This window comes from Streptomyces sp. NPDC003327, assembly GCF_053589515.1.
This window is the reverse complement of record NZ_JBSFSA010000025.1, coordinates 1-23,812: the sequence shown is the minus strand read 5'-3', so window position 1 is coordinate 23,812 and position 23,812 is coordinate 1. Positions and strand designations below refer to the sequence as shown.

Sequence of the window (23,812 nt, the reverse complement as noted above, 5' to 3'; positions counted from 1 at the left end):
TATGCCCGCCGTACGCCCGGAGGCCGCCTGGAGTGTGCCGTGACACCGTCCGCCCGCCACTCAAGGTCTTGACGGGGAGCAAGCCGAAAGCGTCCCCTTAGAGTTCACATGTTGGAGAAAACGGCAGGAGTGAGTGAGTCGATGGAGACTCCCGGGTCGCAGACGTCTCTGCACAGGGCCAATCTCGAACGGGTCGTCCGTGCGGTACGCATGGCCGGGTCGCTCACCCAGGCGGAGATCGCCCGGACGACCGGCCTCTCCGCGGCGACGGTCTCCAACATCGTCCGCGAGCTGAAGGACGGCGGGACGGTCGACGTCACGCCCACCTCGGCGGGCGGCCGCAGGGCGCGCAGCGTCTCGCTCTCGGGGGACGCCGGCATCGTCATCGGCGTCGACTTCGGCCACACCCACCTGCGGGTCGCCGTCGGCAACCTCGCCCACCAGGTCCTCGCCGAGGAGTCCGAGCCGCTCGACGTCGACGCCTCCGCCGCCGACGGCTTCGACCGGGCGGAACAGCTGGTCACACGGCTGATCGACGCCACCGGGATCGGCCGCGACAAGGTGATCGGCGTCGGCCTCGGCGTACCCGGCCCGATCGACGTCTCCTCCGGGACGCTCGGCTCGACCTCGATCCTGCCGGGCTGGAGCGGCATCAACCCCGCGGAGGAGCTCTCCGGCCGGCTCGGCGTCCCCGTGCACGTCGACAACGACGCCAACCTCGGCGCGCTCGGCGAGCTGGTCTGGGGCAGCGGCCGGGGCGTGAAGGACCTCGCGTACATCAAGGTGGCGAGCGGCGTCGGCGCCGGCCTGGTGATCGACGGCCGGGTCTACCGCGGCCCCGGCGGCACCGCGGGCGAGATCGGGCACATCACCCTCGACGAGTCCGGGCCCGTCTGCCGCTGCGGCAACCGCGGCTGCCTGGAGACCTTCACCGCCGCCCGCTACGTCCTGCCGCTGCTCCAGCCCAGCCACGGCCCCGACCTCACGATGGAGCGGGTCGTGCAGCTGGCCCGCGAGGGGGACCCGGGCTGCCGCCGGGTCGTCGCCGACGTCGGCCGGCACATCGGCAGCGGCATCGCCAACCTCTGCAACCTCCTGAACCCGAGCCGGGTGGTGCTCGGCGGCGACCTCGCGGAGGCCGGCGAACTGGTCCTCGCGCCCATCAGGGACTCCGTCTCGCGGTACGCGATCCCCAGTGCCGCCCGGCAGTTGTCGCTGGCCCAGGGGGCACTGGGCGGCCGCGCCGAGGTGCTGGGCGCGCTCGCCCTCGTCCTGAGCGAGATGGGTGATTCGTCCCTGTTGGAGAGTGCCCTGCCGACCGCCGCCCCTGCCTCACGCCTTGCGTTCACTTAGATAACGAATGGCACCGTTGCCGTCTCGTTAATAATTTACTTCTTGACGTAAGTGTTGCGGCCGAGTTGACTTCGTGCCACCTCGGCCGCAACGTCGCGGCCTCGTCAGGGAGGCAACCCCAATGAACGCAGTGACGCGCCGCGTCGTCATAGCCACGGCCGCCGTCTCGATGTCCCTCTCGCTCGCCGCCTGTGGCCAGGCCGGTGGCGACGACAGCGGGGACAAGGGCAGCTCGACCAAGATCGGTCTGCTGCTGCCGGAGAACAAGACCTCGCGCTACGAGTCGCTCGACAAGCCGCAGTTCGAGAAGGCCGTCAAGGCCGCCTGCGGCAGCTGTGAGGTCGTCTACAACAACGCCGTCGCCGACGTCGTGAAGCAGAAGCAGCAGTTCGACCAGATGATCGCCGACGGCATCAAGGTCATCGCCCTCGACCCGGTGGACGCCGCCAAGGCCGCCGCCTGGGTCAAGGAGGCGCAGGGCAAGGGCGTGAAGGTCGTCGCGTACGACCGTGCCGTCCAGGGCGCCGACGCCTACGTCAGCCACGACAACAACAAGGTCGGCGAGCTCCAGGGCCAGGCCCTCCTCGCCGCGCTCGGCCCCAAGGCCGCCACCGCCAACGTCGTGATGATCAACGGCGACGAGAAGGACCCGAACGCCGCCCTGTTCAAGAAGGGCGCCCACACCGCGCTCGACGGCAAGGTCGGCAAGATCGCCTACGAGGCCTCCGGCGAGTGGGACCCGAAGATCGCCGGCGAGAAGATGGCCGCCGCGATCTCCTCGGTCGGCAAGGACAAGATCGGCGCCGTCTACTCCGCGAACGACGGCATGGCGGGCGGCATCGTCACCTCCCTGGAGAACGCCGGCGTCAAGGGCATCCCGGTCGGCGGCCAGGACGCCGAGCTCGCGGGCGTCCAGCGCATCGTCGCCGGCACCCAGACCTTCACCATCTACAAGTCCCCGCTGCAGCTGGCCCCCGAGGCCGCCAAGTTCGCGGTGAACCTGCTCCGCGGCGAGAAGCTCGGCGCCGAGGGCGAGACGGACGGCGTGCCCTCCACCCTCTTCGCCCCGGTCGTGGTGGACAGCAAGAACATCAAGTCCACGGTCATCGAGGACGGCATCTACTCCGCCGCCGACATCTGCACGTCGGACCTCGCCGCCAAGTGCTCCGCGCTCGGCATCAAGTGAGCCCCCGCACCTGAGCCCGCGGGCTCCCGCCCGTTCATCAGGTGAAGGCCTCCGGGCCCCGGGGCTCCGCCCCCTCACGCCGTCCGGCCCCCGGCCGACCCAGACCCCGCTGTCGGCGGGGGCCGGACGAGCACAGCACCCCCCTCGAATTCCCTGGCGCTGCACCGGCGGCGCGACATTCCGCCGCCCCCGCGCGGGCGGCGAAGGAGTTGGTTCACGTGTCCCAGACGCCCGTGCTGGCGTTGCGCGGGATCTTCAAGCGGTTCGGAGCGGTCCAGGTCCTCTCCGGTGTCGATCTCGAAGTCCACGCAGGAGAGGTCGTCGCCCTCGTCGGCGACAACGGAGCGGGCAAGTCCACGCTCGTCAAGACGATCGCCGGTGTCCACCCCATCGACGAGGGCGTCATCGAGTGGGAGGGGCGGCCGGTCGAGATCTCCCGCCCGCACGACTCCCAGAACCTCGGCGTCGCGACCGTCTACCAGGACCTCGCGCTCTGCGACAACCTCGACGTCGTCGCCAACCTGTTCCTCGGCCGCGAGATCAAGAAGGGCGGCGTCCTCGACGAGGTCGCCATGGAGAAGCGGGCCAAGGACCTGCTCTCCACGCTCTCCATCCGCATCCCGAGCGTCCGCATCCCCGTCGCCGCCCTCTCCGGCGGCCAGCGCCAGGTCGTCGCCATCGCGCGCGCCCTGGTCGGCAACCCCAAGATCGTCATCCTGGACGAGCCGACCGCCGCCCTCGGCGTCGAGCAGACCGCCCAGGTCCTCGACCTGGTCGAGCGCCTGCGCGAGCAGGGCCTCGGCGTCATCCTCATCAGCCACAACATGGCCGACGTGAAGGCCGTCGCCGACACGGTCGCCGTCCTGCGCCTGGGCCGCAACAACGGCACCTTCCCGGTGGCCACCACCACGCACGAAGAGATCATCGCCGCGATCACGGGAGCCACGGACAACGCCGTGACCCGCCGCCAGGCCCGCAACGCGGAGGTAGCGAAGTGAGCACGACCCCGTCGCCCGCGGAGACGGCCGCGAGCGAGCCCGCTCCCGCCGCCGTCCCGGCCGTCGACCCCCGCCTCCTCGTCCGCGAGCAGGGCTTCAAGGGGTACGTCGAGGAGTTCAAGCGCAAGATCCGCTCCGGCGAGATCGGCTCCCTGCCGGTCGTCGTCGGCCTCATCGTGATCGGCATCGTCTTCCAGGCCCTCACCGGCAACTTCATCACCTCCTACAACCTCGACCAGATCACGCTGTACGCGGTCGGCCCCGGCATCATGGCCGTCGGCATCGTCTTCGTCCTGCTGCTCGGCGAGATCGACCTCGCGGTCGGCTCCGTCGCCGGTCTGGCCGGCGCGGTCTGGGGCGTCCTCGGCACCGACATGCCGGACTCCCTCGCCATCGTGTTCGGCATCCTCTCCGGCACGCTCATCGGCGCCTTCCACGGCATCGTCTTCGCGAAGATAGGCGTGCCCGCGTTCGTCGTCACCCTGGCCGGCTTCCTCGGCTGGGCCGGTCTCCAGACCTGGGTGATGGGGGAGAAGTCCACCATCCCGACGCCGATCGGCAGCTTCGTCGGCGACCTCACCAAGTACTACTTCTCCGACGTCGCCGCCGCCTACGGCCTCGCCGTCGCCGTCGTCGCCGCCTTCTACCTCGCCCAGCTGCGCGACTCCCGCCGGCGCAAGGCGGCCCAGCTGCCGCACCGCCCGCAGAGCGAGATCGTCCTGCGCACCGCGGTCCTGGCGGTCCTCGTCCTCGTCGCCGCGTACGGCTTCAACCAGGAGAAGGGCCTGCCGCTCTCCCTGGTGATCTTCCTGGTGATCCTGCTCGTCACCGACTTCGTGCTCCGCCGCACCACCTACGGCCGCCAGGTCTTCGCGGTCGGCGGCGGCATCGAGGCGGCCCGCCGGGCCGGCATCAACGTGTCGTGGATCCGGATCTCCGTCTTCATGGTCTCCGGCACGATGGGCGCCATCGGCGGCCTCTTCCTCGCCTCCGCGACGGGCGGCGCCGACCGCTCCCTCGGCGGCGGCAACCAGCTGATGATGTGCATCGCCGCCGCGGTCATCGGCGGTACGTCCCTCTTCGGCGGACGCGGCAAGGTCTGGTCGGCGCTCCTCGGCATCCTGGTCATCCAGTCGATCGTCCAGGGCCTCAACCAGATGAACCTGGACTCCAACGCGATCCAGTACATGATCACCGGCGGCGTCCTGCTCATCGCCGTGATCATCGACTCCGTCTCCCGCCGGACGCAGAAGTCCGCGGGCCGCGCGTAGCGCTCCGCGCGTCACGCTCGTCACACTGCCCGGCGCCGCGAAACCGGCGCCGGGCAGGCGTGCGTCCGGACCCGTGTCGGAGCCTTTCGGGCAGCCGTGCCGGCAGCGGTGCCGCGCCGTGCCCGCGGGCGCGGTGACCGGCGCGCAGAGCCGTACGGATCAGCGCGACGTCGGCCGTGCGGGTGACGCCTCACCCCCCGGCCCGATGCCCACGATCCAAGACGGAACATTAGACTCGACAAATCGGCATGCTCGACCAGCTCAAACGCAAGGAGGCACGGGTGGCTCTGCTGACCCGTATCAGGGGACCGCGCGACCTGGACCGGCTCTCCCCGGAACAGCTGGAGCAGCTGGCCGCGGAGATCCGGACCTTTCTCGTGGACGCCGTCTCCAAGACCGGCGGCCACCTCGGCCCCAACCTCGGTGTGGTCGAGCTGACGATCGCCCTGCACCGCGTCTTCGACTCCCCGAAGGACAGGGTCCTCTTCGACACCGGTCACCAGAGCTACGTGCACAAGCTCCTCACCGGCCGCCAGGACTTCTCCCGGCTCAAGATGAAGGGCGGCCTCTCCGGCTACCCCTCGCAGGCCGAGTCCGAGCACGACGTCATCGAGAACTCGCACGCCTCGACCGTCCTCGGCTGGGCCGACGGCCTCGCCAAGGCCAACGAGATCCGGAAGAAGGACGACCACGTCGTCGCGGTCATCGGCGACGGCGCCCTCACCGGCGGCATGGCCTGGGAGGCGCTGAACAACATCGCCGCGGCCAAGGACCGCCCGCTCGTCATCGTCGTCAACGACAACGAGCGCTCCTACGCCCCCACGATCGGCGGCCTCGCCAACCACCTGGCCACCCTGCGCACCACCGACGGCTACGAGCGCTTCCTCGCCCGCGGCAAGGACATCCTGGAGCGCACCCCCGTCGTCGGGAAGCCGCTGTACGAGACGCTGCACGGTGCCAAGAAGGGCCTCAAGGACTTCATCGCCCCGCAGGGCATGTTCGAGGACCTGGGCCTGAAGTACGTCGGCCCCATCGACGGCCACGACATCGAGGCGCTGGAGTCCGCGCTCACCCGCGCCAAGCGGTTCGGCGGCCCCGTCATCGTGCACTGCCTCACCGAGAAGGGCCGCGGCTACCAGCCCGCCCTGCAGGACGAGGCGGACCGCTTCCACGCGGTCGGCAAGATCCACCCCGACACCGGCCTGCCCATCTCCACCTCCGGCGCCGACTGGACCGGCGTCTTCGCCGAGGAGATGGTGGCGCTCGGCAAGGAGCGCGAGGACATCGTCGCGATCACCGCGGCCATGCTCCAGCCCGTCGGCCTCGACAAGTTCGCCAAGGCCTTCCCCGAGCGGGTCTTCGACGTCGGCATCGCCGAGCAGCACGGCGCGGTCTCCGCCGCCGGCCTCGCCACCGGCGGCCTCCACCCGGTCTTCGCCGTCTACGCGACCTTCCTCAACCGCGCCTTCGACCAGGTCCTCATGGACGTGGCGCTGCACAAGTGCGGCGTCACCTTCGTCCTGGACCGGGCCGGTGTCACCGGCACCGACGGCGCCTCCCACAACGGCATGTGGGACATGTCGATCCTCCAGGTCGTGCCCGGCCTGCGGCTCGCCGCCCCGCGCGACGCCGACCAGGTCCGCGCCCAGCTCCGCGAGGCCGTCGAGGTCACCGACGCCCCCACCGTCGTCCGCTTCTCCAAGGGCGCCGTCGGCCCCGCCGTGCCGGCCCTGCGCCGGGTCGGCGGCATGGACGTGCTCCGCGAGCCGGACAGCGACCGGCCGGACGTCCTGCTCGTCTCGGTGGGCGCGCTCGCCCCCATGTGCCTGGAGATCGCCGGCCTGCTCGACCGGCAGGGCATCTCCACCACCGTGGTCGACCCCCGCTGGGTCAAGCCCGTCGACGAGGCCCTCGCCCCGCTCGCCGAGCAGCACCGGGTCGTCGTCACCGTCGAGGACAACAGCCGCGTCGGCGGCGTCGGCTCGGCCGTCGCGCAGGCGCTGCGCGACGCCGGCGTGGACGTACCGCTGCGTGACTTCGGCATTCCGCCGCGCTTCCTCGACCACGCCTCCCGCGCCGAGGTCATGGCCGAGATCGGGCTGACCGCCCCGGACATCGCCCGGCAGGTCACCGGCCTGGTCTCGCGGCTCGACGGCCGGTTCGAGAGCAGCGCGAAGGCCGTGGAGCCCGCCCGCGACTGACGTTCACCGTCACGCGGCGTCACCCTTGGGCCGGTCGGATCACTCTTCGGAGTGCCGACCGGCCCTTTCGCGTGCATCCTGACCACAGAGCGGGCAGCTCCATCGCAGGGAGGTACCACGGTGAGTACGGACCAGCAGCCACGCGCGAACTCCGGCATGTTCCGGACCAAGACGGTCGAACAGTCGATCCGCGACACGGAGGAACCGGAGCACGCCCTCCGGAAGTCCCTGTCGGCCTGGGACCTGACGGTCTTCGGCGTCGGCGTCATCATCGGCACTGGCATCTTCGTCCTGACCGGCAAGGTCGCCAAGGAGAACGCCGGCCCGGCGACCGCCCTCGCCTTCGTCGCCGCGGGCATCGTCTGCGCCCTCGCCGCGCTCTGTTACGCCGAGTTCGCCTCGACGGTCCCCGTCGCCGGATCGGCGTACACGTTCGCGTACGCCTCGATCGGCGAGCTCCCCGCCTGGATCATCGGCTGGGACCTCGTCCTGGAGTTCGCGCTCGGCACGGCGGTGGTGGCCGTCGGCTGGTCGGGGTATGTGCGCTCGCTGATGGACAACGCCGGCTGGCACCTACCGGCCGCGCTCGAGGGCCCGGACGCGCCGGGCGGCACCTTCGACATCCTGGCGTTCCTGCTGGTCCTGGTGCTGACCGCGATCCTCGTGGTCGGCATGAAGCTGTCGGCCCGCATCACCGCCCTGGTGGTGGCGATCAAGGTGACCGTCGTCATGATCGTCATCGTGGCCGGCCTGTTCTTCATCGTCGGCGACAACTACAAGCCGTTCGTGCCGCCGGCCGTCACCCCCGAGGGCGGCGGCTCCAACTGGGACTCGCCGCTCGTCCAGCTCCTCTTCGGGTACGAGCCCACCAACTTCGGCGTCATGGGCATCTTCACGGCCGCCTCCGTCGTCTTCTTCGCCTTCATCGGCTTCGACGTCGTCGCCACCGCCGCCGAGGAGACCAAGCTGCCGCAGCGGGACATGCCCCGGGGCATCCTCGGCTCCCTCCTCATCTGCACCGTGCTGTACGTGGCGGTGGCGCTCGTCGTCACCGGCATGCAGCACTACACCGAACTGTCCGTGAGCGCGCCACTGGCCGACGCCTTCAAGGCCGTCGGGCACCCGTTCTACGCGGGCGTGATCAGCTTCGGTGCCGCCGTCGGCCTCACCACGGTCTGCCTCATCCTGCTGCTGGGCCAGACCCGCGTCTTCTTCGCCATGAGCCGCGACGGACTGCTGCCGCGCTTCTTCTCGGTCACCCACCCGCGCTTCAAGACCCCCTACCGCCCGACGATCCTGCTCGGCGTGGTCATCGCGATCGTCGCGGGCTTCACCAGCATCAACGAGCTGGCGACGCTCGTGAACATCGGCACCCTCTTCGCCTTCGTCGTCGTCGCCGCCGGTGTCATCGTCCTGCGCCGCACCCGCCCCGACCTGCCCCGCGCCTTCCGCACCCCGTGGGTGCCGGTGCTGCCGGTCCTCTCCATCGCCGCCTCGCTCTGGCTGATGCTGAACCTGCCGGGCGAGACCTGGTTCCGGTTCGCGGTCTGGATGGCCATCGGCATCGTCGTGTACTTCCTGTACGGGCGCGGGCACAGCCGGTTGGGCAAGGCGGGCCGCGAGGCCCGGTACTGACGGCCCCCGGACGGCGGGACCACGGGTGCGGAACACCGCGTTCACCAGGGGGGACTACAGTCGCCTCGTACCCGACCTCAATCCCGATGACCGGAGTGCTGGATCCCCCCATGGCGAATCGATCCGAGGCCCCCACGACCCGTCCCACCGGTGCCCCCGAGGCCCCCCGAATGCGGGGGGCCTGGTTGGCCCGGGGGAAGGAGGGGAGATTCAGCGCCTATCTGCCCCGGAACGGCGAAGTGGTGCGCTGGACCGAGGACACCGGCGGCCGCTGGACCGGACCCGTCTCCCTCGGCGGCGGTACCCTCCTGCCCAGCCTCTCGGTCGGCCAGGGCACCGACGGCTACGTGCACCTCGTGGGGCTGCGGCCGGTCGCGGGCGACGAGCCGGACCGGGTCGAACTCGTCCACACCACCCAGTACCAGACGGGCCGTCCGGCCCTCGAATGGCGCTCCCTCACCCATCCGAACGGGCCCGCTCACCAGTGGACGGGGACCCCGTCCGTGACCGTGGACGGCATCGGCCGCGCGTACGTCTTCTGCCGCAACGGCGGCGGCGGCGTCAGCGTGCGGGCCCAGAAGGACGCGGGCGGCTGGCACCCCTGGTGGGACCTGCTCGGCTCCAAGACCGACCCCTCGCCGGCCGCCGTCACCAACGGCGCCGGGTTCGTCGAGCTGTACAGCTCGCACGCGAAGGGCCTGGTCCGCTACCAGCAGCGCGAGTCCGGCGGCAAGCCGGTCCGCGAGGAGCTGCTGCCCGCCTCGGTGACCATGGGCACCCTCGCCGCCGTCACCGGCCCCTCCGGGCACTCGACGGCCTTCTACGTCGACCAGGAGGGCGACCTGCGGGCCTGGTCGCCCGACCGCTCCCTCGCCCCGACGGTCCTCGGCCGGGCGGTCGGCACGGGACCGCTCTCCGCGGGCCGCTGTCTCGTCGACGGCGTCGAGTGCACGGTCCTCGCCCAGCAGGCCGCCGACGGGCGGCTCGCGGTCGGCGTGCACCCGACCGAGCAGGAGGACTCGGGCGTCCAGTGGATCGAGACGGGCGTCCCGCACGGCGAACTGGCCACCGCCTTCGGCCGCGACATCGACGGCCGCCTCGTCGCGCTGACCCTGGCCGGCGCCGCCACGCTCATCACCGCCCGGCAGCGCCCCGCGGCGGGCGGGCTCTCCCTCGACAGCTGGCGCTCCCTGGGCTGACCCCCGCGCCCCGCAGCACGTACGGGAACGCCTCGCCGTACACGCGCGAACGGCCCCGGCACCTGGGAAGGTGCCGGGGCCGTCGCCGTACGCCCTGCGGTTACGCGGGAACGCTCGCCACGCCCTGCGCCAGGAAACGCTTGCCGTTGACGCGCTCGGAGACGCCCTCACGGTCCAGGTACGGCGTGATGCCGCCCAGGTGGAAGGGCCAGCCCGCACCGGTGATCAGGCAGAGGTCGATGTCCTGCGCCTCGGCGACGACACCCTCCTCCAGCATCAGGCCGATCTCCTGCGCCACCGCGTCCAGGACGCGGTCGCGGACCTGCTCCTCGGTCAGGACGACGTCGCCCTGCTTGAGGAGCGCGGCGACCTCGGGGTCCAGCTCCGGCTTGAAGCCGTTCTCCGGCTTGTAGACGTAGAAGCCGCGCTTGCCGGCCTCGACGACCGCCTTCAGGTTGGGGGAGACCGTGAAGCGCTCCGGGAAGGCGCGGTTCAGCGTCTCGGAGACGTGCAGACCGATCGCGGGGCCGACCAGCTCCAGGAGGACGAGCGGGGACATCGGCAGGCCGAGCGGCTCGATGGCCTTCTCCGCCGTCTCGACGGAGGTGCCCTCGTCGATGACGTTCTGGATCTCGCCCATGAAGCGGGTGAGGATGCGGTTCACGACGAACGCCGGGGCGTCCTTCGTCAGGACCGCGGTCTTCTTCAGCTTCTTCGCCACGCCGAAGGCGGTGGCGAGGGAGGCGTCGTCGGTCTGCTCGCCGCGGACGATCTCCAGGAGCGGGAGGATTGCGACCGGGTTGAAGAAGTGGAAGCCGACCACGCGCTCCGGGTGCTGGAGCTTCGAGGCCATCTCGGAGACCGAGAGCGAGGAGGTGTTGGTGGCGAGGATCGCGTGCGCCGGGGCGACCGCCTCGACCTCCGCGAACACCTTCTGCTTGACGGACATCTCCTCGAACACGGCCTCGATGATGAAGTCCGCGTCCGAGAAGCCCTCGGCCTTGTCGAGGACACCGGAGACCAGGCCCTTGAGACGGTTGGCCTTGTCCTGGTTGATGCGGCCCTTGCCGAGCAGCTTCTCGATCTCGGCGTGGACGTAGCCGACGCCCTTGTCGACGCGCTCCTGGTCGATGTCGGTCAGGACGACCGGCACCTCCAGGCGGCGCAGGAAGAGCAGCGCGAGCTGGGAGGCCATCAGACCGGCGCCGACGACACCGACCTTGGTGACCGGGCGGGCCAGCGACTTGTCCGGGGCACCGGCGGGGCGCTTGGCGCGCTTCTGCACCAGGTTGAAGGCGTAGATGCCGGAGCGCAGCTCGCCGCCCATGATCAGGTCCGCGAGAGCCTGGTCCTCGGCGTCGAAGCCCTTCTGGAGGTCCCCGTCCTTGGCGGCCTCGATGATCTCCAGGGCGCGGTAGGCGGCCGGGGCGGCGCCGTGCACCTTGGAGTCGGCGACGGCACGGCCCTTGGCGACGGCCTGGTCCCAGGCCTCGCCGCGGTCGACCTCGGGACGCTCGACGGTGACGGTGCCGTTCAGGACGGAGGCCGTCCAGATCAGCGACTGCTCCAGGAAGTCGGCGCCCTCGAAGAGGGCGTCGGCGATGCCGAGCTCGAAGACCTGCTTGCCCTTGAGCTGACGGTTCTGGTTCAGCGAGTTCTCGATGATGACCGAGACGGCCTTCTCGGCGCCGATCAGGTTCGGCAGGATCGCGCAGCCGCCCCAGCCGGGCACCAGGCCGAGGAAGACCTCGGGCAGCGAGAAGGCCGGCAGGGCCTTCGACACGGTGCGGTAGGTGCAGTGCAGACCGACCTCGACGCCGCCGCCCATGGCCGCGCCGTTGTAGTACGCGAAGGTCGGCACGGCGAGGGAGGAGAGGCGCTTGAAGACGTCGTGGCCGCCCTTGCCGATGGCGAGGGCCTCCTCGTGCTTCTTCAGCAGCTCGACGCCCTTGAGGTCGGCGCCGACGGCGAAGATGAACGGCTTGCCGGTCAGGCCGACGCCGACGATCTCACCGTTCGCGGCCTCCGCCTCGACCTGGTCGATCGCCGCGTTCAGGTTGGCGAGGGACTGCGGGCCGAAGGTGGTCGGCTTGGTGTGGTCGAAGCCGTTGTCCAGCGTGATCAGCGCGAACCGGCCGGCGTTCGCCGGGAGTTCGAAGTGCCGCACGTGGGCGCTGGTGACGACCTCGTCCGGGAAGAGCTCGGCGGCGCCCTTCAGAAGCTCGGCGGTGGTGCTCACTTGCCCTCCCAGTGGGGGTTCTCCCAGATGACCGTCGCGCCCATGCCGAAGCCGACGCACATGGTGGTGAGGCCGTAACGGACCTGCGGCTGCTCCTCGAACTGGCGGGCCAGCTGCGTCATGAGACGGACGCCGGAGGAGGCGAGCGGGTGACCGAAGGCGATGGCGCCGCCGTACTGGTTGACGCGCGCGTCGTCGTCGGCGATGCCGTAGTGGTCGAGGAAGGCGAGGACCTGGACGGCGAACGCCTCGTTGATCTCGAACAGGTTGATGTCGTCGATCGTCAGGCCGGCCTTGGCGAGGGCCTTCTCGGTCGCCGGGATCGGGCCGTAGCCCATGACCTCGGGCTCGACGCCGGCGAAGGCGTACGAGACGAGGCGCATCTTGACCGGGAGGTCGTTCTCCCGGGCGAACTCCTCGGAGGCGATGATCGAGGCGGTGGCGCCGTCGTTGAGACCGGCGGCGTTGCCCGCGGTGACGTTGCCGTGGACGCGGAACGGCGTCTTCAGGCCGGCCAGCGACTCCAGGGTCGTGCCCGGGCGCATCGGCTCGTCGGCGGTGACCAGGCCCCAGCCGGTCTCGCCGGCCTCGGGGGAGGTGCGGCGGACCGAGATCGGCACCAGGTCCTGCTGGATCTTGCCGTCGGCGTACGCCTTGGCGGCCTTCTCCTGCGAGCGCACGGCGTACTCGTCGGCGCGCTGCTTGGTGATGTGCGGGTAGCGGTCGTGCAGGTTCTCGGCGGTCATGCCCATGAAGAGGGCGGACTCGTCGACGAGCTTCTCCGACACGAAGCGCGGGTTCGGGTCGACGCCCTCGCCCATGGGGTGGCGGCCCATGTGCTCGACGCCACCGGCGATGACGGCGTCGTACGCGCCGAAGGCGATCGAACCGGCCACCGAGGTCACGGCGGTCAGCGCGCCGGCGCACATGCGGTCGATGGAGTAGCCCGGCACCGACTGCGGGAGCCCGGCGAGGATGCCCGCGGTCCGGCCGAGGGTCAGGCCCTGGTCGCCGATCTGCGTGGTCGCGGCGATGGCGACCTCGTCGATCTTCGCCGGGTCGAGGCCCGGGTTGCGGCGCAGCAGCTCCCGGATGGCCTTCACGACGAGGTCGTCGGCGCGGGTCTCGTGGTAGATGCCCTTCGGGCCCGCCTTGCCGAACGGGGTGCGGACGCCGTCGACGAAGACGACGTCCCTGACGGTACGAGGCACGATGGCTCTCCTCCAGGGTGCGGGATGGCACTGCTGCGGCGCACGCCTAAGCGCGCGCTTGCTTCCTCCATGCTACTTGTGGGTAACCATGCTGCCCAGTCCTCGGGGGCCAAGCGGTGAAGGTCACATCCGGCGCGCGCGACCCGAGCGCACGCGCCCCGTGCGTACGCCCGTCCGAACGGAGGGTTCCGCGACCGGATGGCCGCGGGCGCCCGGCCGCGCCACGGGCCCCCGCGGCGGCCGCCCGGTACACATCGGACCGAGGCCGGCCCCCGCGGGTCACGAGGCCTCGCGGACCGATCGCACGGAAGGGAACTCCATGGCGGCGATCATCACCAAGGACCACGAGGTCCCCCACACGTCCACCGTCCCCGCGAACGAGAACGAGAAGGTCCACCTGTTCGTCCGGGAGCGGGACGGCACAACGCCTCCTACGGCTGGGCGGAACACCTGGCCAAGGCCGGTTACGACGTCTTCATGATGGACCTCCAGGGCTCCGGCCGGTCGGATTCACCCCGGGCCAGCCGCTGTACGGCTTCCAGCTGAACAACTCGAACAGCGACCGGGACGAGCTGCACACCGTGGTCGAGTACATCCGCGAGAAGCGCCAGGTGGACAAGGTCGCGTTCATCGGCTGGTCGGCCGCGGCCTTCACCATGGGGCCCTACGCGGTGAACAACCCCACCAGGGTGGAGAGCCTGTTCCTGCTGGCGTCGATCTTCCCGCCCGAGGGCACGTCGACCGCGCCGAGCCCGCTGCCGAGGCCCGGCTTCCCGATGTTCCTCGCCACCCGGTGGGGGCTGGAGTCGGGGTGGAACAACGAACTGGCCTGCGTGGACCAGCGCGAGCCCGGCATGGTCGAGCGGGCGTGGGCCGCGATGATGGAGAACGACTCCGAGGGCAGGACCTGGGGACCGCCGGAGGGGCTCAACCGGATCCGGAACTTCGTCCGCTGGGGCTGGAACAAGACGACGGCCGGGCAGGGCGGCGTCCTCGGCGGAGACGTCCCTGTCCTGATCGTCTACGGGGACCGCGACAGCCAGGTGAACACCTCACCGCCCAACCCGGACCCGGAGCTCAACTTCTCCGTCCCGGCGCTCTACAACGCCGTCGCGGGCTCCCGCAAGCTCATGGTCAAGCTGGCCTGCGCGGGCCACTCGGTGGTGTGGGAGCAGCAGCACAAGAACGTGCACAACCTCTCCAAGCACTGGCTCAAGCACCTCACGGTCGACGGCAAGACCCAGGGCGTCTTCGACATGAGCACGAACGGCGACCTGAGCCCCGTTCCGTAGGAGAGGGGAAGCCGGGACGGACGAAAGCCCCCGGGACCGCGCGGTCCCGGGGGCTTCGTCGAGTCGGCGCGGGTCCGTGCGAGCCCGGCGCGCGTGCGTTACGCGGAGACCGCCAGGGCCTCCACCAGGAGCGGCGTCACCAGGCCGACCTGCCACGGCCGCGCGCCGTGACCCGCGAGGGCGGCGGCGACCGTCTCCGCGGTGGCAGGGGACGGCGGCTCCCAGCAGACCCGGCGCACGGTGTCCGGGGTGATCAGGTTCTCCTGCGGCAGGTTCAGCTCCTCCGCGAGGGCCGTCACCGAGGTGCGGGCCGCCGCGAGGCGGGCGGCGGCCACCGGGTCCTTGTCCGCCCAGGCGCGCGGCGGCGGCGGCCCGGCCACCTGCTGGCCCGGCTGGGGCAGCTCGCTCTCGGGGAGGGCCCTGGCGCGGTCCACCGAGGCCTGCCACTGCTCCAGCTGACGGCGGCTCGTCCGGTGGCCGAAACCGGGCAGCGCGGAGAGCGCGGCCACGTTCACCGGCAGGGCGAGGGCGGCCTCGACGATCGCCGCGTCGCTCAGCACCTTGCCGGGGGAGACGTCGCGCCGCTGGGCGATCCGGTCCCGGGCCGTCCACAGCTCCCGTACCACAGCCATCTGGCGACGGCGGCGGACCTTGTGCATGCCCGAGGTGCGGCGCCACGGGTCCTTGCGCGGCGGGGCGGGCGGCGCCGAGGCGATCGCGTCGAACTCCTGGTGGGCCCACTCCAGCTTGCCCTGCCGGTCCAGCTCCTTCTCCAGGGCGTCGCGCAGGTCGACGAGCAGCTCCACGTCGAGCGCGGCGTAGCGCAGCCACGGCTCGGGCAGCGGGCGGGTGGACCAGTCGACGGCGGAGTGCCCCTTCTCCAGGGCGTAGCCGAGGACGGACTCGACCATCGCGCCGAGGCCGACGCGCGGGAAGCCCGCGAGACGGCCGGCCAGCTCGGTGTCGAACAGCGTGGACGGACGCATGCCTATGTCACGGAGACACGGGAGGTCCTGGGTGGCCGCGTGCAGGATCCACTCGACGCCGTCGAGCGCCTCGCCGAGCCCGGAGAGGTCCGGGCAGCCGACGGGGTCGATCAGGGCGGTCCCGGCGCCCTCGCGACGGAGCTGGACGAGGTAGGCGCGCTGGCCGTAGCGGTAGCCGGAGGCGCGCTCGGCGTCCACGGCGACCGGGCCGCTGCCCGCGGCGAAGGCGGCGATCACCTCGGCGAGGGCGTCCTCGCCCGCGACGACGGGCGGAATCCCCTCACGGGGCTCCAGCAACGGGATCGGAAGCCCATTCGCAGGGACGTCGTCGTCCGGGGGGCCGCCCCCGGTGGTGCGCAGTGCGGTGTCTGCTGCGGTCTCTTGGGCGTCGGTCACCTGTCAAGGGTATCCGTCCCCCGGCACATACCCGTCGACGGAACGAAAGGAGACGTCCACGCGGGAGGCCCGGGCACGCCCGCCCGGGACCGCTGTCCGAGACGTCCGCCGGGGACGCCGTCAGCGGCGGGCCCAACGCCGAGCGCCCGCCGACGGAACGTTCCGTCGGCAGGCGCTCGGGGAGGGGCCGGATCGGTCAGTGGATGATGCCGGTCCGCAGGGCCACCGCGACCATGCCGGCGCGGTCGCCGGTGCCCAGCTTGCGGGCGATCCGGGCGAGGTGGCTCTTCACGGTGAGGGCCGAGAGGCCCATGGAGACGCCGATGGCCTTGTTCGACTGGCCCTCGGCGACGAGGCGGAGCACCTCGACCTCACGGCCGGAGAGCTCGCGGTAGCCGCCCGGGTGGCTCGGGGCACCCGGGGGGCGGCGGTGGCCGAGGCGGGCGGCCGCGGCGCCGATGGGGGCGGCGCCGGGACGCGTCGGGTGGCCGATGTTGGTACGGGTGCCGGTGACGACATAGCCCTTCACGCCGCCGGCCAGGGCGTTGCGCACGGCGCCGATGTCGTCGGCGGCCGAGAGGGCGAGGCCGTTGGGCCAGCCCGCGGCGCGGGTCTCGGACAGCAGGGTCAGGCCGCTGCCGTCGGGCAGGTGGACGTCGGCCACGCAGATGTCGCGCGGGTTGCCGACGCGGGGACGGGCCTCCGCGATGGACGAAGCCTCGATCACGTCACGTACTCCGAGGGCCCACAGGTGGCGGGTCACGGTGGATCGGACGCGCGGGTCGGCCACGACGACCATGGCCGTCGGCTTGTTCGGGCGGTAGGCGACCAGGCTTGCGGGCTGCTCGAGGAGAACGGACACCAGGCCTCCTGGGGGGAAGGTGCGGGACGGAGCCGGCTCGGGGAAGAAGCCGGGGGCGAACCCGTGCTGTGAAGGGGTCACTGACTCCTTCGGCAGCTGGGCCGCCCGCCTTTAGGGAAAGATCACGATTTGGTGAGTAACATTTAGGGCAATTCGGACGCGTGATCGATCATCCTACGAGCGGACCCGGCCCGTCACCCCCACGGGGGACCCCGGTCAGGCCCCCTGCGGGCCCCGCCGCTGGGGCAGCGGGACGACCCCCGCCCCCGAGACCGTGCCCGCACCCGGCTCCGCCGCCAGCGGCGGCAGCCCCGCGATCTGGCAGAGCAGATCGCACCAGGCGACCAGGTGCGCCCCCGAGTCCGGCACCCCGCCCGGCCCCTCCCGGGGCGTCCACGACGCCCGGATCTCGATCTGCGTGGCCGGTCTGCGGTCCGCGAGCCCCCCGAAGTAGTGCGAGCCCGCCATCGTCACCGTCCCGCTCGCCTCGCCGTACGCCAGCCCCCGCGCCTCCAGGGCGCCCGTCAGCCAGGACCAGCACACCTCCGGGAGCAGGGGATCGGCCGCCATCTCCGGCTCCAGCTCCGCCCGCACCAGGGTCACCAGACGGAACGTGCCCTTCCAGGCGTCGTGACCGGCCGGATCGTGCAGCAGGACCAGCCGCCCGTCCGCCAGGTCCTCCTCGCCCTCCACGACGGCCGCCTCCACCGCGTACGCGTACGGCGCGAGGCGCTGCGGCGGCCGCGTCGGGTCCACCTCGATCTCCGGCCGCAGCCGCGCCGAGCGCAGCGCCTCCACCGCCCGCCGGAACGCGGGCGGCGCCGGGTTCGTCTCCGTACTGTCCGCCGTGTCGTCCGTCCCTCGAGTGCCGTCGGAATGATCGGAAAAATGTCCCTGAGCCGCAGCCATGCGGGGAAGAGTAGGCGGAACGGGGCCGCCGCGCAGGGAGGGACACCCGCCCCGGACGAGCGGCTTCCCGCCACATGCGAAGATTTGGGCGTGAGTGCCATCGACAGCCCGCAGGGCCAGCAGACCAAGCAGCAGTCGCGGACGCACGACTCCGCGTTCCTCAGGGCGTGCCGGCGCGAGCCCGTGCCCCACACCCCCGTCTGGTTCATGCGACAGGCCGGGCGCTCCCTCCCCGAGTACCTGAAGGTGCGCGAGGGCATCCCGATGCTCGAGTCGTGCATGCGGCCCGAGCTGGTCACCGAGATCACGCTGCAGCCCGTGCGCCGCCACAAGGTCGACGCCGCGATCTTCTTCAGCGACATCGTCGTCCCGCTCAAGGCCATCGGCGTCGACCTCGACATCAAGCCCGGCGTCGGCCCGGTCGTCGCCGAGCCGATCCGCACCCGCGCCGACCTCGACCGGCTGCGCGAGCTGACCCCCGAGGACGTCCACTACGTCACCGAGGCCATCGGCATGCTCACCGGCGAGCTGGGCGACACCCCGCTCATCGGCTTCGCCGGAGCGCCTTTCACCCTCGCGAGCTACCTCGTCGAGGGCGGCCCGTCCCGCAGCCACGAGCACACCAAGGCGCTCATGTACGGCGACCCGCAGCTCTGGGCCGACCTGCTCGACCGCCTCGCCGACATCACCGCGGCCTTCCTCAAGGTCCAGATCGAGGCCGGCGCCTCCGCCGTACAGCTCTTCGACTCCTGGGTCGGCGCCCTCGCCCCCGCCGACTACCGTCGCTCGGTCATGCCCGCCTCCGCCAAGGTCTTCGACGCGGTCGCCGGCTACGGCGTCCCCCGCATCCACTTCGGCGTCGGTACGGGCGAGCTCCTCGGCCTCATGGGAGAGGCGGGCGCGGACGTCGTCGGCGTCGACTGGCGCGTCCCGCTCGACGAGGCCGCCCGCCGCGTCGGCCCCGGAAAGGCGCTCCAGGGCAACCTCGACCCCGCCGTCCTCTTCGCCTCGCGCGAGGTCGTCGAGGCCAAGACGGACGAGGTCCTGGCCGCCGCCGAGGACCTGGAGGGGCACGTCTTCAACCTCGGCCACGGCGTGATGCCGGCCATGGACCCGGACGCCCTGACGCGCCTGGTCGAGTACGTCCACACGCGCACGGCCGTCTGACGCCCGCCCGACGAAGGGGCGCCGCCGCCGGGAAACCGACGCGGCGCCCCCGACGCGAGGGGGTGCTCGTCAGCCGGCCGCCCGGACGGCCGCCACCGCCTTCCGGGCCGCGATCAGCACCGGATCCCACACCGGCGAGAACGGCGGCGCGTACCCCAGGTCCAGGAACGTCATCGCCTCCACCGTCATCCCCGCCGTCAACGCGACCGCCGCGATGTCCACCCGCTTCGCCGCCCCCTCCCGGCCCACGATCTGCACCCCGAGCAGCCGCCCCGTACGCCGCTCCGCCAGCATCTTCACCGTCATCGGCGCGGCCCCCGGGTAGTAGCCCGCCCGGCTCGTCGACTCCACCGTCACCGACACGTGACGCAGCCCCACCTCCCGGGCGTCCTTCTCCCGCAGCCCCGTGCGCGCGATCTCCAGATCGCACACCTTGGACACCGCCGTCCCCACCACCCCCGGGAACGTCGCGTAACCGCCCCCCACGTTCGCGCCGATCACCTGGCCCTGCTTGTTCGCGTGCGTCCCCAACGGAACGTGCCGCTCCCGGTTCGACACCAGGTCCAGCACCTCCACGCAGTCACCGCCCGCCCAGATGTTCCCCTGGCCCCGCACCCGCATCGCCAGATCCGTCAGCAGCCCGCCGTGCGCCCCCAGGGGGAGCCCCGCCGCCTCCGCCAACGACGTCTCCGGCACCACGCCCGTGCCCAGCACCACCACGTCCGCCGGATACTCGCCCGCCTCCGTCGTCACCGCCCGCACCCGGCCGTCCCCGCCCGTCAGCACCCCCGTCACCGCCGCCGAACCCACCGTCCTGATCCCGAGCCCGTCCATCGCCCGGTGCACCAGACGCCCCATGTCCGGATCCAGCGTCGACATCGGCTCCTCGCCCCGGTTCAGGACCGTCACCTCGTACCCCCGGCCCAACAGCGCCTCCGCCATCTCCACGCCGATGTACCCCGCGCCGACCACGACCGCCCGCCGCCCCGACGTCCGCGCCAGCGAATCCAGCAACGCCTGCCCGTCGTCCAGCGTCTGCACCCCGTGCACACCCGGCGCGTCGATCCCCGGCACCGGCGGCCGCAGCGGCCGCGCCCCCGTCGCGATCACCAACTTGTCGAAGCCCGTCCACGACTCGGCACCCGACTCCAGATCCCTGGCGCGAACCCGCTGCCCCGACACGTCGATCTCCGTCACCTCCGTCCGCATCCGCAGATCGATGTCCCGGGCCCGGTGCTCCTCCGGCGCACGCGCGACCAACTCCGCGCGCTCCCGGACCTCGCCCCCCACCCAGTACGGAATGCCGCACGCCGAGTACGAGGAGAAACGACCGCGCTCGAACGCGACGATCTCCAGCTCCCCGGACCCCTTCAGCCTGCGCGCCTGCGACGCGGCGGCCATGCCCGCCGCGTCGCCACCGATGACCACCAGTCGTTCACTCATGGCTGCATTGTTCTAGAGGGCTCGGTTCGCCTCCGGGTCGCTCTTCGCCGGGCTCACGGTCCCGTGCGTCCTCGGGCCCGTTCCCCCGGCCGCGACCCTTCGGCTCACTCGCCCCGGGTGCTTGCGGGCATCCAAAGGTTCCGACGGGCGTCCTCGCTCACTCGGCTTCCCGGGCCGGGAGTTCGCTGCGGGCAGCCCTGCGGGCGCGGTGGCGGGGGCGGAGGAGGAAGTGCCAGACGGCGTACGCGAGCAGGGCCACCGCCAGCCAGGGAGCCAGCGCCGCCAGCACGATCACCACCCACGCCCCCGCCGCCACCAGCGCGTCCCAGCCGCCGCCCAGGGCGTCACCGGCCGACGGGCGGTCGTCGGCCGGGTCCTCGTCGGCGTGCGGCCTCTCCTTCTCGACCAGCTCCAGGGTGATCGTCGACAGCGTCGTCCGGTCCCGCAGCGACGCCTGCTGGGCGAGCAGCGACTCCAGATCCGCCTGGCGACGGCTCAGCTCCCCCTCCAGGGTCACCACGTCCGCGAGCTTCTCCGCGCGCTGCATCAGCGCCCGGACCCGCGCCACGCTCGCCCGCTGCGTCGCGATCCGGCTCTCCACGTCCACCACCTGCTCGGTGACGTCCTTGGCGTCCGCCGTGCGCGCCAGCAGCTTGCCGGAGCCCGCCAGCGCGGCGAGCACCGTGTCGTACCGCTCCTGCGGCACGCGCAGCACCACCCGCGAGGTGACGTACGCGTCGTCGACCCGCTCCGTCGTCTCGTTCTCCACCCGGCCGCCCGCGCCCGCCGTCACCCGGCGCGCCTCCGCCAGCGCCTTCGGCACGTCCGCGACCTCCACGGTCAGCGCGGCGGTGCGGATGACGTGCTGCGGTGCCGCCGGGGTCCGCGACGCGGGCGCCCGCTGGGCCCCCGGCGCGGCGGACGCCCCGGAGGCGCCCGACGCGGTGTCCCCCGCGCCCTCCTGGCGCGAGCCGTCCGCGGGCTCGACCGCCCGTACGCCCGACTTGGCGTCCCCGGCCGCCGTGTCCGCGCCGCCCGCCCCGCAGCCGGTCAGGACCAGTGACGCCGTCAGCAGCGCCGCGGCCGTCGTTCTCGCTCTCCGCACGAGTCCCCCCAAGGAATGGTGGTGAGTAGTGCCCCTTGGACGTACCGTCCCCGGCGGCGGTTGCCGCCCGCCGGTAGCGAAGCGGTCACGGTCCGGCCTCGGAACGGGCGCGCGCGGGCGATTTGAGAGAGTGGTCCCATGAACGCGGACAGCACGGGGCAGCACGCCGGGAACGCAGGGCACGTCGTCGTCGTGGGCGGAGGCATCGCAGGCCTCGCCGCCGCCCACCGACTGGTCCTCGCCGGACACCGGGTCACCCTCCTCGAAGGCGGCGACCGCGTCGGCGGCAAGCTCCTCGCCGGGGAGATCGCCGGCGCCCCCGTGGACCTCGGCGCCGAGTCGCTGCTCGCCCGCCGCCCCGAGGCGATCGCGCTCGCCGCGTCCGTCGGCCTCGGCGACCGCCTCCAGGCCCCCGCCACCACGACCGCCTCCGTCTGGTCGCGCGGCGCGCTCGTCCCCATGCCCAAGGGCCACGTCATGGGCGTCCCCGGCGACGCCGCCGCCGTCGAGGGGCTGCTCTCCGCCGAGGCGCTGCGCCGGATCGGCCGCGACCTGGAGCTTCCGCCGACCGAGGTCGGCGAGGACGTCGCCATCGGCGCGTACGTCGCCGAGCGCATGGGCCACGAGGTCGTCGACCGGCTCGTCGAACCCCTCCTCGGCGGCGTCTACGCGGGCGACGCCTACCGCATCTCGATGAGGGCCGCCGTCCCCGCGCTCTTCGAGGCCGCCCGCCGCCACCCGACGCTCACCGCCGCCGTCCGGGCCGTCCAGCAGGCCGGCGCCGCCACGCCCACCGACGTCGCGGGCGCCGCGACCGGCCTCGGCGGAGCCGCCTTCGCCGGCCTCGAAGGAGGCGTCGGCACCCTTCCCGCGGCCGTCGCCGCCGCCGTCCGCGCCGCAGGCGGCGAAATCCTCACCGGCGCCCCCGTGCGGGCACTGCTCCGCTCCGGCGCCACCGGCTGGCGCGTCGTGACCCGCGACCGCGACGGCGACCGCGTCCTCGACGCCGACGCGGTGGTCCTGGCCACCCCCGCCGGAGTCGCGGCCGGCCTCCTCGGCCCCCACGCCCCGGCCGCCGCGGCCGAACTCGGCGCCGTCGCCTACGCCTCGATGGCCCTCGTCACCCTCGCCTTCCGGCGCGCCGACCTGCCCGCCCTGCGCGGCTCCGGCTTCCTCGTACCGCCCGTCGACGGACACACCGTCAAGGCCTCCACCTTCTCCTCGCAGAAGTGGCGCTGGGTCGCCGACGGCGCGCCCGACCTCTTCGTGCTCCGCACCTCCGTGGGCCGCCACGGCGAGGAGCAGCAGGTCCACCGCGAGGACGCCGACCTGGTCGCCGCCTCCCTCAAGGACCTCGCCGCCGCCACCGGCCTCACCGCCCGCCCCGTCGCCACCACCGTCACCCGCTGGACCGACGGCCTGCCGCAGTACCCCGTCGGCCACCTCGCCCGCGTCGCCCGCGTCCGCGAGGCCGTCGCCGCCCTGCCCGGAATCCGCCTCGCGGGCGCCGCCTACGACGGGGTCGGCATCCCCGCCTGCGTCGCCTCCGCCCACCGGGCCGCCGACGAGATCACCGAAGAGATCACCGGCGACATCACGGACGAGACCGCCCACGAGATCATCGCCACGTCGAAAAGGACCGACCCCGGTGCGGGGCACTCCTCGTGACGGGCGAGAATAGGGCCATGAGTGCGCCCGAAAAGATCCCGAACGCCGGTAAGAAGGCGAAGGACCTCAACGAGGTCATCCGCTACACCCTGTGGTCCGTCTTCAAGCTGCGCGACGTCCTGCCCGCCGACCGAGCCGGCTGGGCCGACGAGGTCCAGGAGCTCTTCGACCAGCTCGCCGCCAAGGACATCACCGTCCGCGGCACGTACGACCTGTCCGGTCTGCGCGCCGACGCCGACGTCATGATCTGGTGGCACGCCGAGACGAGCGACGAGCTCCAGGACGCGTACAGCCTCTTCCGCCGCACCAAGCTCGGCCGCGCCCTCGAACCGGTCTGGTCGAACATGGCGCTGCACCGCCCCGCCGAGTTCAACAAGTCGCACATCCCGGCCTTCCTGGCCGACGAGACCCCGCGCGACTACGTCTCGGTCTACCCCTTCGTGCGCTCCTACGACTGGTACCTGCTGCCGGACGAGGACCGCCGCCGGATGCTCGCCGACCACGGCAAGATGGCCCGCGGCTACCCCGACGTCCGCGCCAACACGGTCGCCTCCTTCTCGCTCGGCGACTACGAGTGGATCCTCGCCTTCGAGGCCGACGAACTCCACCGCATCGTCGACCTCATGCGCCACCTGCGCGGCTCCGAGGCCCGCATGCACGTCCGCGAGGAGGTCCCGTTCTACACCGGCCG

At 72.2% G+C, this 23,812-nt stretch carries 18 protein-coding genes; 11 read left to right on the top strand and 7 right to left on the bottom strand.

Annotated features, from left to right (window positions below; all coding sequences use genetic code 11):
• The first annotated feature begins 141 nt into the window (after positions 1–141).
• The 7 genes from ACWDVG_RS19725 to ACWDVG_RS19695 all read left to right on the top strand — a co-directional run bounded on the left by ACWDVG_RS19725 (position 142) and on the right by ACWDVG_RS19695 (position 9,843).
• Positions 142–1,353 carry an ROK family transcriptional regulator gene (locus tag ACWDVG_RS19725; RefSeq protein ID WP_451700555.1) on the top strand — a complete coding sequence of 404 codons (1,212 nt, stop codon included), beginning with the start codon at positions 142–144 and terminating at the stop codon, positions 1,351–1,353.
• Positions 1,354–1,474: 121 nt separating this feature from the next.
• Positions 1,475–2,539 carry a sugar ABC transporter substrate-binding protein gene (locus ACWDVG_RS19720; RefSeq protein ID WP_451700554.1) on the top strand — a complete coding sequence of 355 codons (1,065 nt, stop codon included), beginning with the start codon at positions 1,475–1,477 and terminating at the stop codon, positions 2,537–2,539.
• A gap of 209 nt (positions 2,540–2,748) precedes the next feature.
• Complete coding sequence (locus tag ACWDVG_RS19715; RefSeq protein WP_451700553.1) at positions 2,749–3,537, top strand: ATP-binding cassette domain-containing protein; 789 nt, start codon at positions 2,749–2,751, stop codon at positions 3,535–3,537.
• On the top strand, positions 3,534–4,808 hold the full coding sequence (locus ACWDVG_RS19710; protein ID WP_451700552.1) for a sugar ABC transporter permease: 1,275 nt from the start codon (positions 3,534–3,536) through the stop codon (positions 4,806–4,808). Before ACWDVG_RS19715 ends, ACWDVG_RS19710 begins: the two co-directional genes overlap by 4 nt.
• 281 nt (positions 4,809–5,089) lie before the next feature.
• Positions 5,090–7,009: a 1-deoxy-D-xylulose-5-phosphate synthase gene (gene dxs, locus ACWDVG_RS19705; protein WP_451700551.1), complete on the top strand. Its 1,920-nt coding sequence runs from the start codon at positions 5,090–5,092 to the stop codon at positions 7,007–7,009.
• Positions 7,010–7,165: 156 nt separating this feature from the next.
• Complete coding sequence (locus tag ACWDVG_RS19700; RefSeq protein ID WP_451700609.1) at positions 7,166–8,644, top strand: amino acid permease; 1,479 nt, start codon at positions 7,166–7,168, stop codon at positions 8,642–8,644.
• Between the two features lie 185 nt (positions 8,645–8,829).
• On the top strand, positions 8,830–9,843 hold the full coding sequence (locus tag ACWDVG_RS19695; protein WP_451700550.1) for a hypothetical protein: 1,014 nt from the start codon (positions 8,830–8,832) through the stop codon (positions 9,841–9,843).
• Between the two features lie 100 nt (positions 9,844–9,943).
• Here ACWDVG_RS19695 and ACWDVG_RS19690 read toward each other — a convergent pair whose 3' ends face one another.
• Both ACWDVG_RS19690 and ACWDVG_RS19685 read right to left on the bottom strand, forming a co-directional pair.
• A complete protein-coding gene (locus ACWDVG_RS19690) occupies positions 9,944–12,082 on the bottom strand; it encodes a 3-hydroxyacyl-CoA dehydrogenase NAD-binding domain-containing protein (RefSeq protein WP_451700549.1) in 2,139 nt (712 codons plus the stop codon).
• Positions 12,079–13,293 (bottom strand): thiolase family protein, encoded by a 1,215-nt coding sequence (locus ACWDVG_RS19685; protein WP_451700548.1) that lies wholly within the window; start codon positions 13,291–13,293, stop codon positions 12,079–12,081. The genes ACWDVG_RS19690 and ACWDVG_RS19685 overlap by 4 nt, the downstream gene beginning before the upstream one ends.
• 581 nt (positions 13,294–13,874) lie before the next feature.
• On the opposite strand from ACWDVG_RS19685, the gene ACWDVG_RS19680 reads away from it, so the two are divergent.
• On the top strand, positions 13,875–14,585 hold the full coding sequence (locus tag ACWDVG_RS19680) for a hypothetical protein (protein WP_451700547.1): 711 nt from the start codon (positions 13,875–13,877) through the stop codon (positions 14,583–14,585).
• Between the two features lie 98 nt (positions 14,586–14,683).
• Here the strand turns inward: ACWDVG_RS19680 and ACWDVG_RS19675 are convergent, their stop codons facing one another.
• The 3 genes from ACWDVG_RS19675 to ACWDVG_RS19665 all read right to left on the bottom strand — a co-directional run bounded on the left by ACWDVG_RS19675 (position 14,684) and on the right by ACWDVG_RS19665 (position 17,738).
• On the bottom strand, positions 14,684–15,967 hold the full coding sequence (locus tag ACWDVG_RS19675; RefSeq protein ID WP_451700546.1) for an HRDC domain-containing protein: 1,284 nt from the start codon (positions 15,965–15,967) through the stop codon (positions 14,684–14,686).
• Between the two features lie 196 nt (positions 15,968–16,163).
• Positions 16,164–16,829: a response regulator transcription factor gene (locus ACWDVG_RS19670; protein ID WP_015037008.1), complete on the bottom strand. Its 666-nt coding sequence runs from the start codon at positions 16,827–16,829 to the stop codon at positions 16,164–16,166.
• A 216-nt stretch (positions 16,830–17,045) separates the two neighbouring features.
• The gene (locus ACWDVG_RS19665) at positions 17,046–17,738 is read right to left on the bottom strand and encodes a DUF3000 domain-containing protein (protein WP_451700545.1); all 693 of its coding nucleotides are present in this window, start codon (positions 17,736–17,738) and stop codon (positions 17,046–17,048) included.
• Between the two features lie 90 nt (positions 17,739–17,828).
• Between ACWDVG_RS19665 and hemE the strand changes: the two genes are divergently transcribed.
• Entirely contained in the window at positions 17,829–18,905 is a 1,077-nt protein-coding gene (gene hemE, locus ACWDVG_RS19660; RefSeq protein WP_451700544.1) for a uroporphyrinogen decarboxylase, read from the top strand.
• Positions 18,906–18,974: 69 nt separating this feature from the next.
• Here the strand turns inward: hemE and ACWDVG_RS19655 are convergent, their stop codons facing one another.
• Together ACWDVG_RS19655 and ACWDVG_RS19650 are read right to left on the bottom strand one after the other, a co-directional pair.
• On the bottom strand, positions 18,975–20,348 hold the full coding sequence (locus ACWDVG_RS19655; protein ID WP_451700543.1) for an FAD-dependent oxidoreductase: 1,374 nt from the start codon (positions 20,346–20,348) through the stop codon (positions 18,975–18,977).
• Between the two features lie 157 nt (positions 20,349–20,505).
• Positions 20,506–21,453 carry a DUF4349 domain-containing protein gene (locus ACWDVG_RS19650; RefSeq protein WP_451700542.1) on the bottom strand — a complete coding sequence of 316 codons (948 nt, stop codon included), beginning with the start codon at positions 21,451–21,453 and terminating at the stop codon, positions 20,506–20,508.
• A 138-nt stretch (positions 21,454–21,591) separates the two neighbouring features.
• Between ACWDVG_RS19650 and hemG the strand changes: the two genes are divergently transcribed.
• Complete coding sequence (gene hemG / locus ACWDVG_RS19645; RefSeq protein WP_451700541.1) at positions 21,592–23,121, top strand: protoporphyrinogen oxidase; 1,530 nt, start codon at positions 21,592–21,594, stop codon at positions 23,119–23,121.
• A 17-nt stretch (positions 23,122–23,138) separates the two neighbouring features.
• Positions 23,139–23,812, top strand: a 674-nt coding sequence (gene hemQ, locus ACWDVG_RS19640) for a hydrogen peroxide-dependent heme synthase (protein WP_451700540.1), incomplete at its 3' end; no start/stop codon positions are given.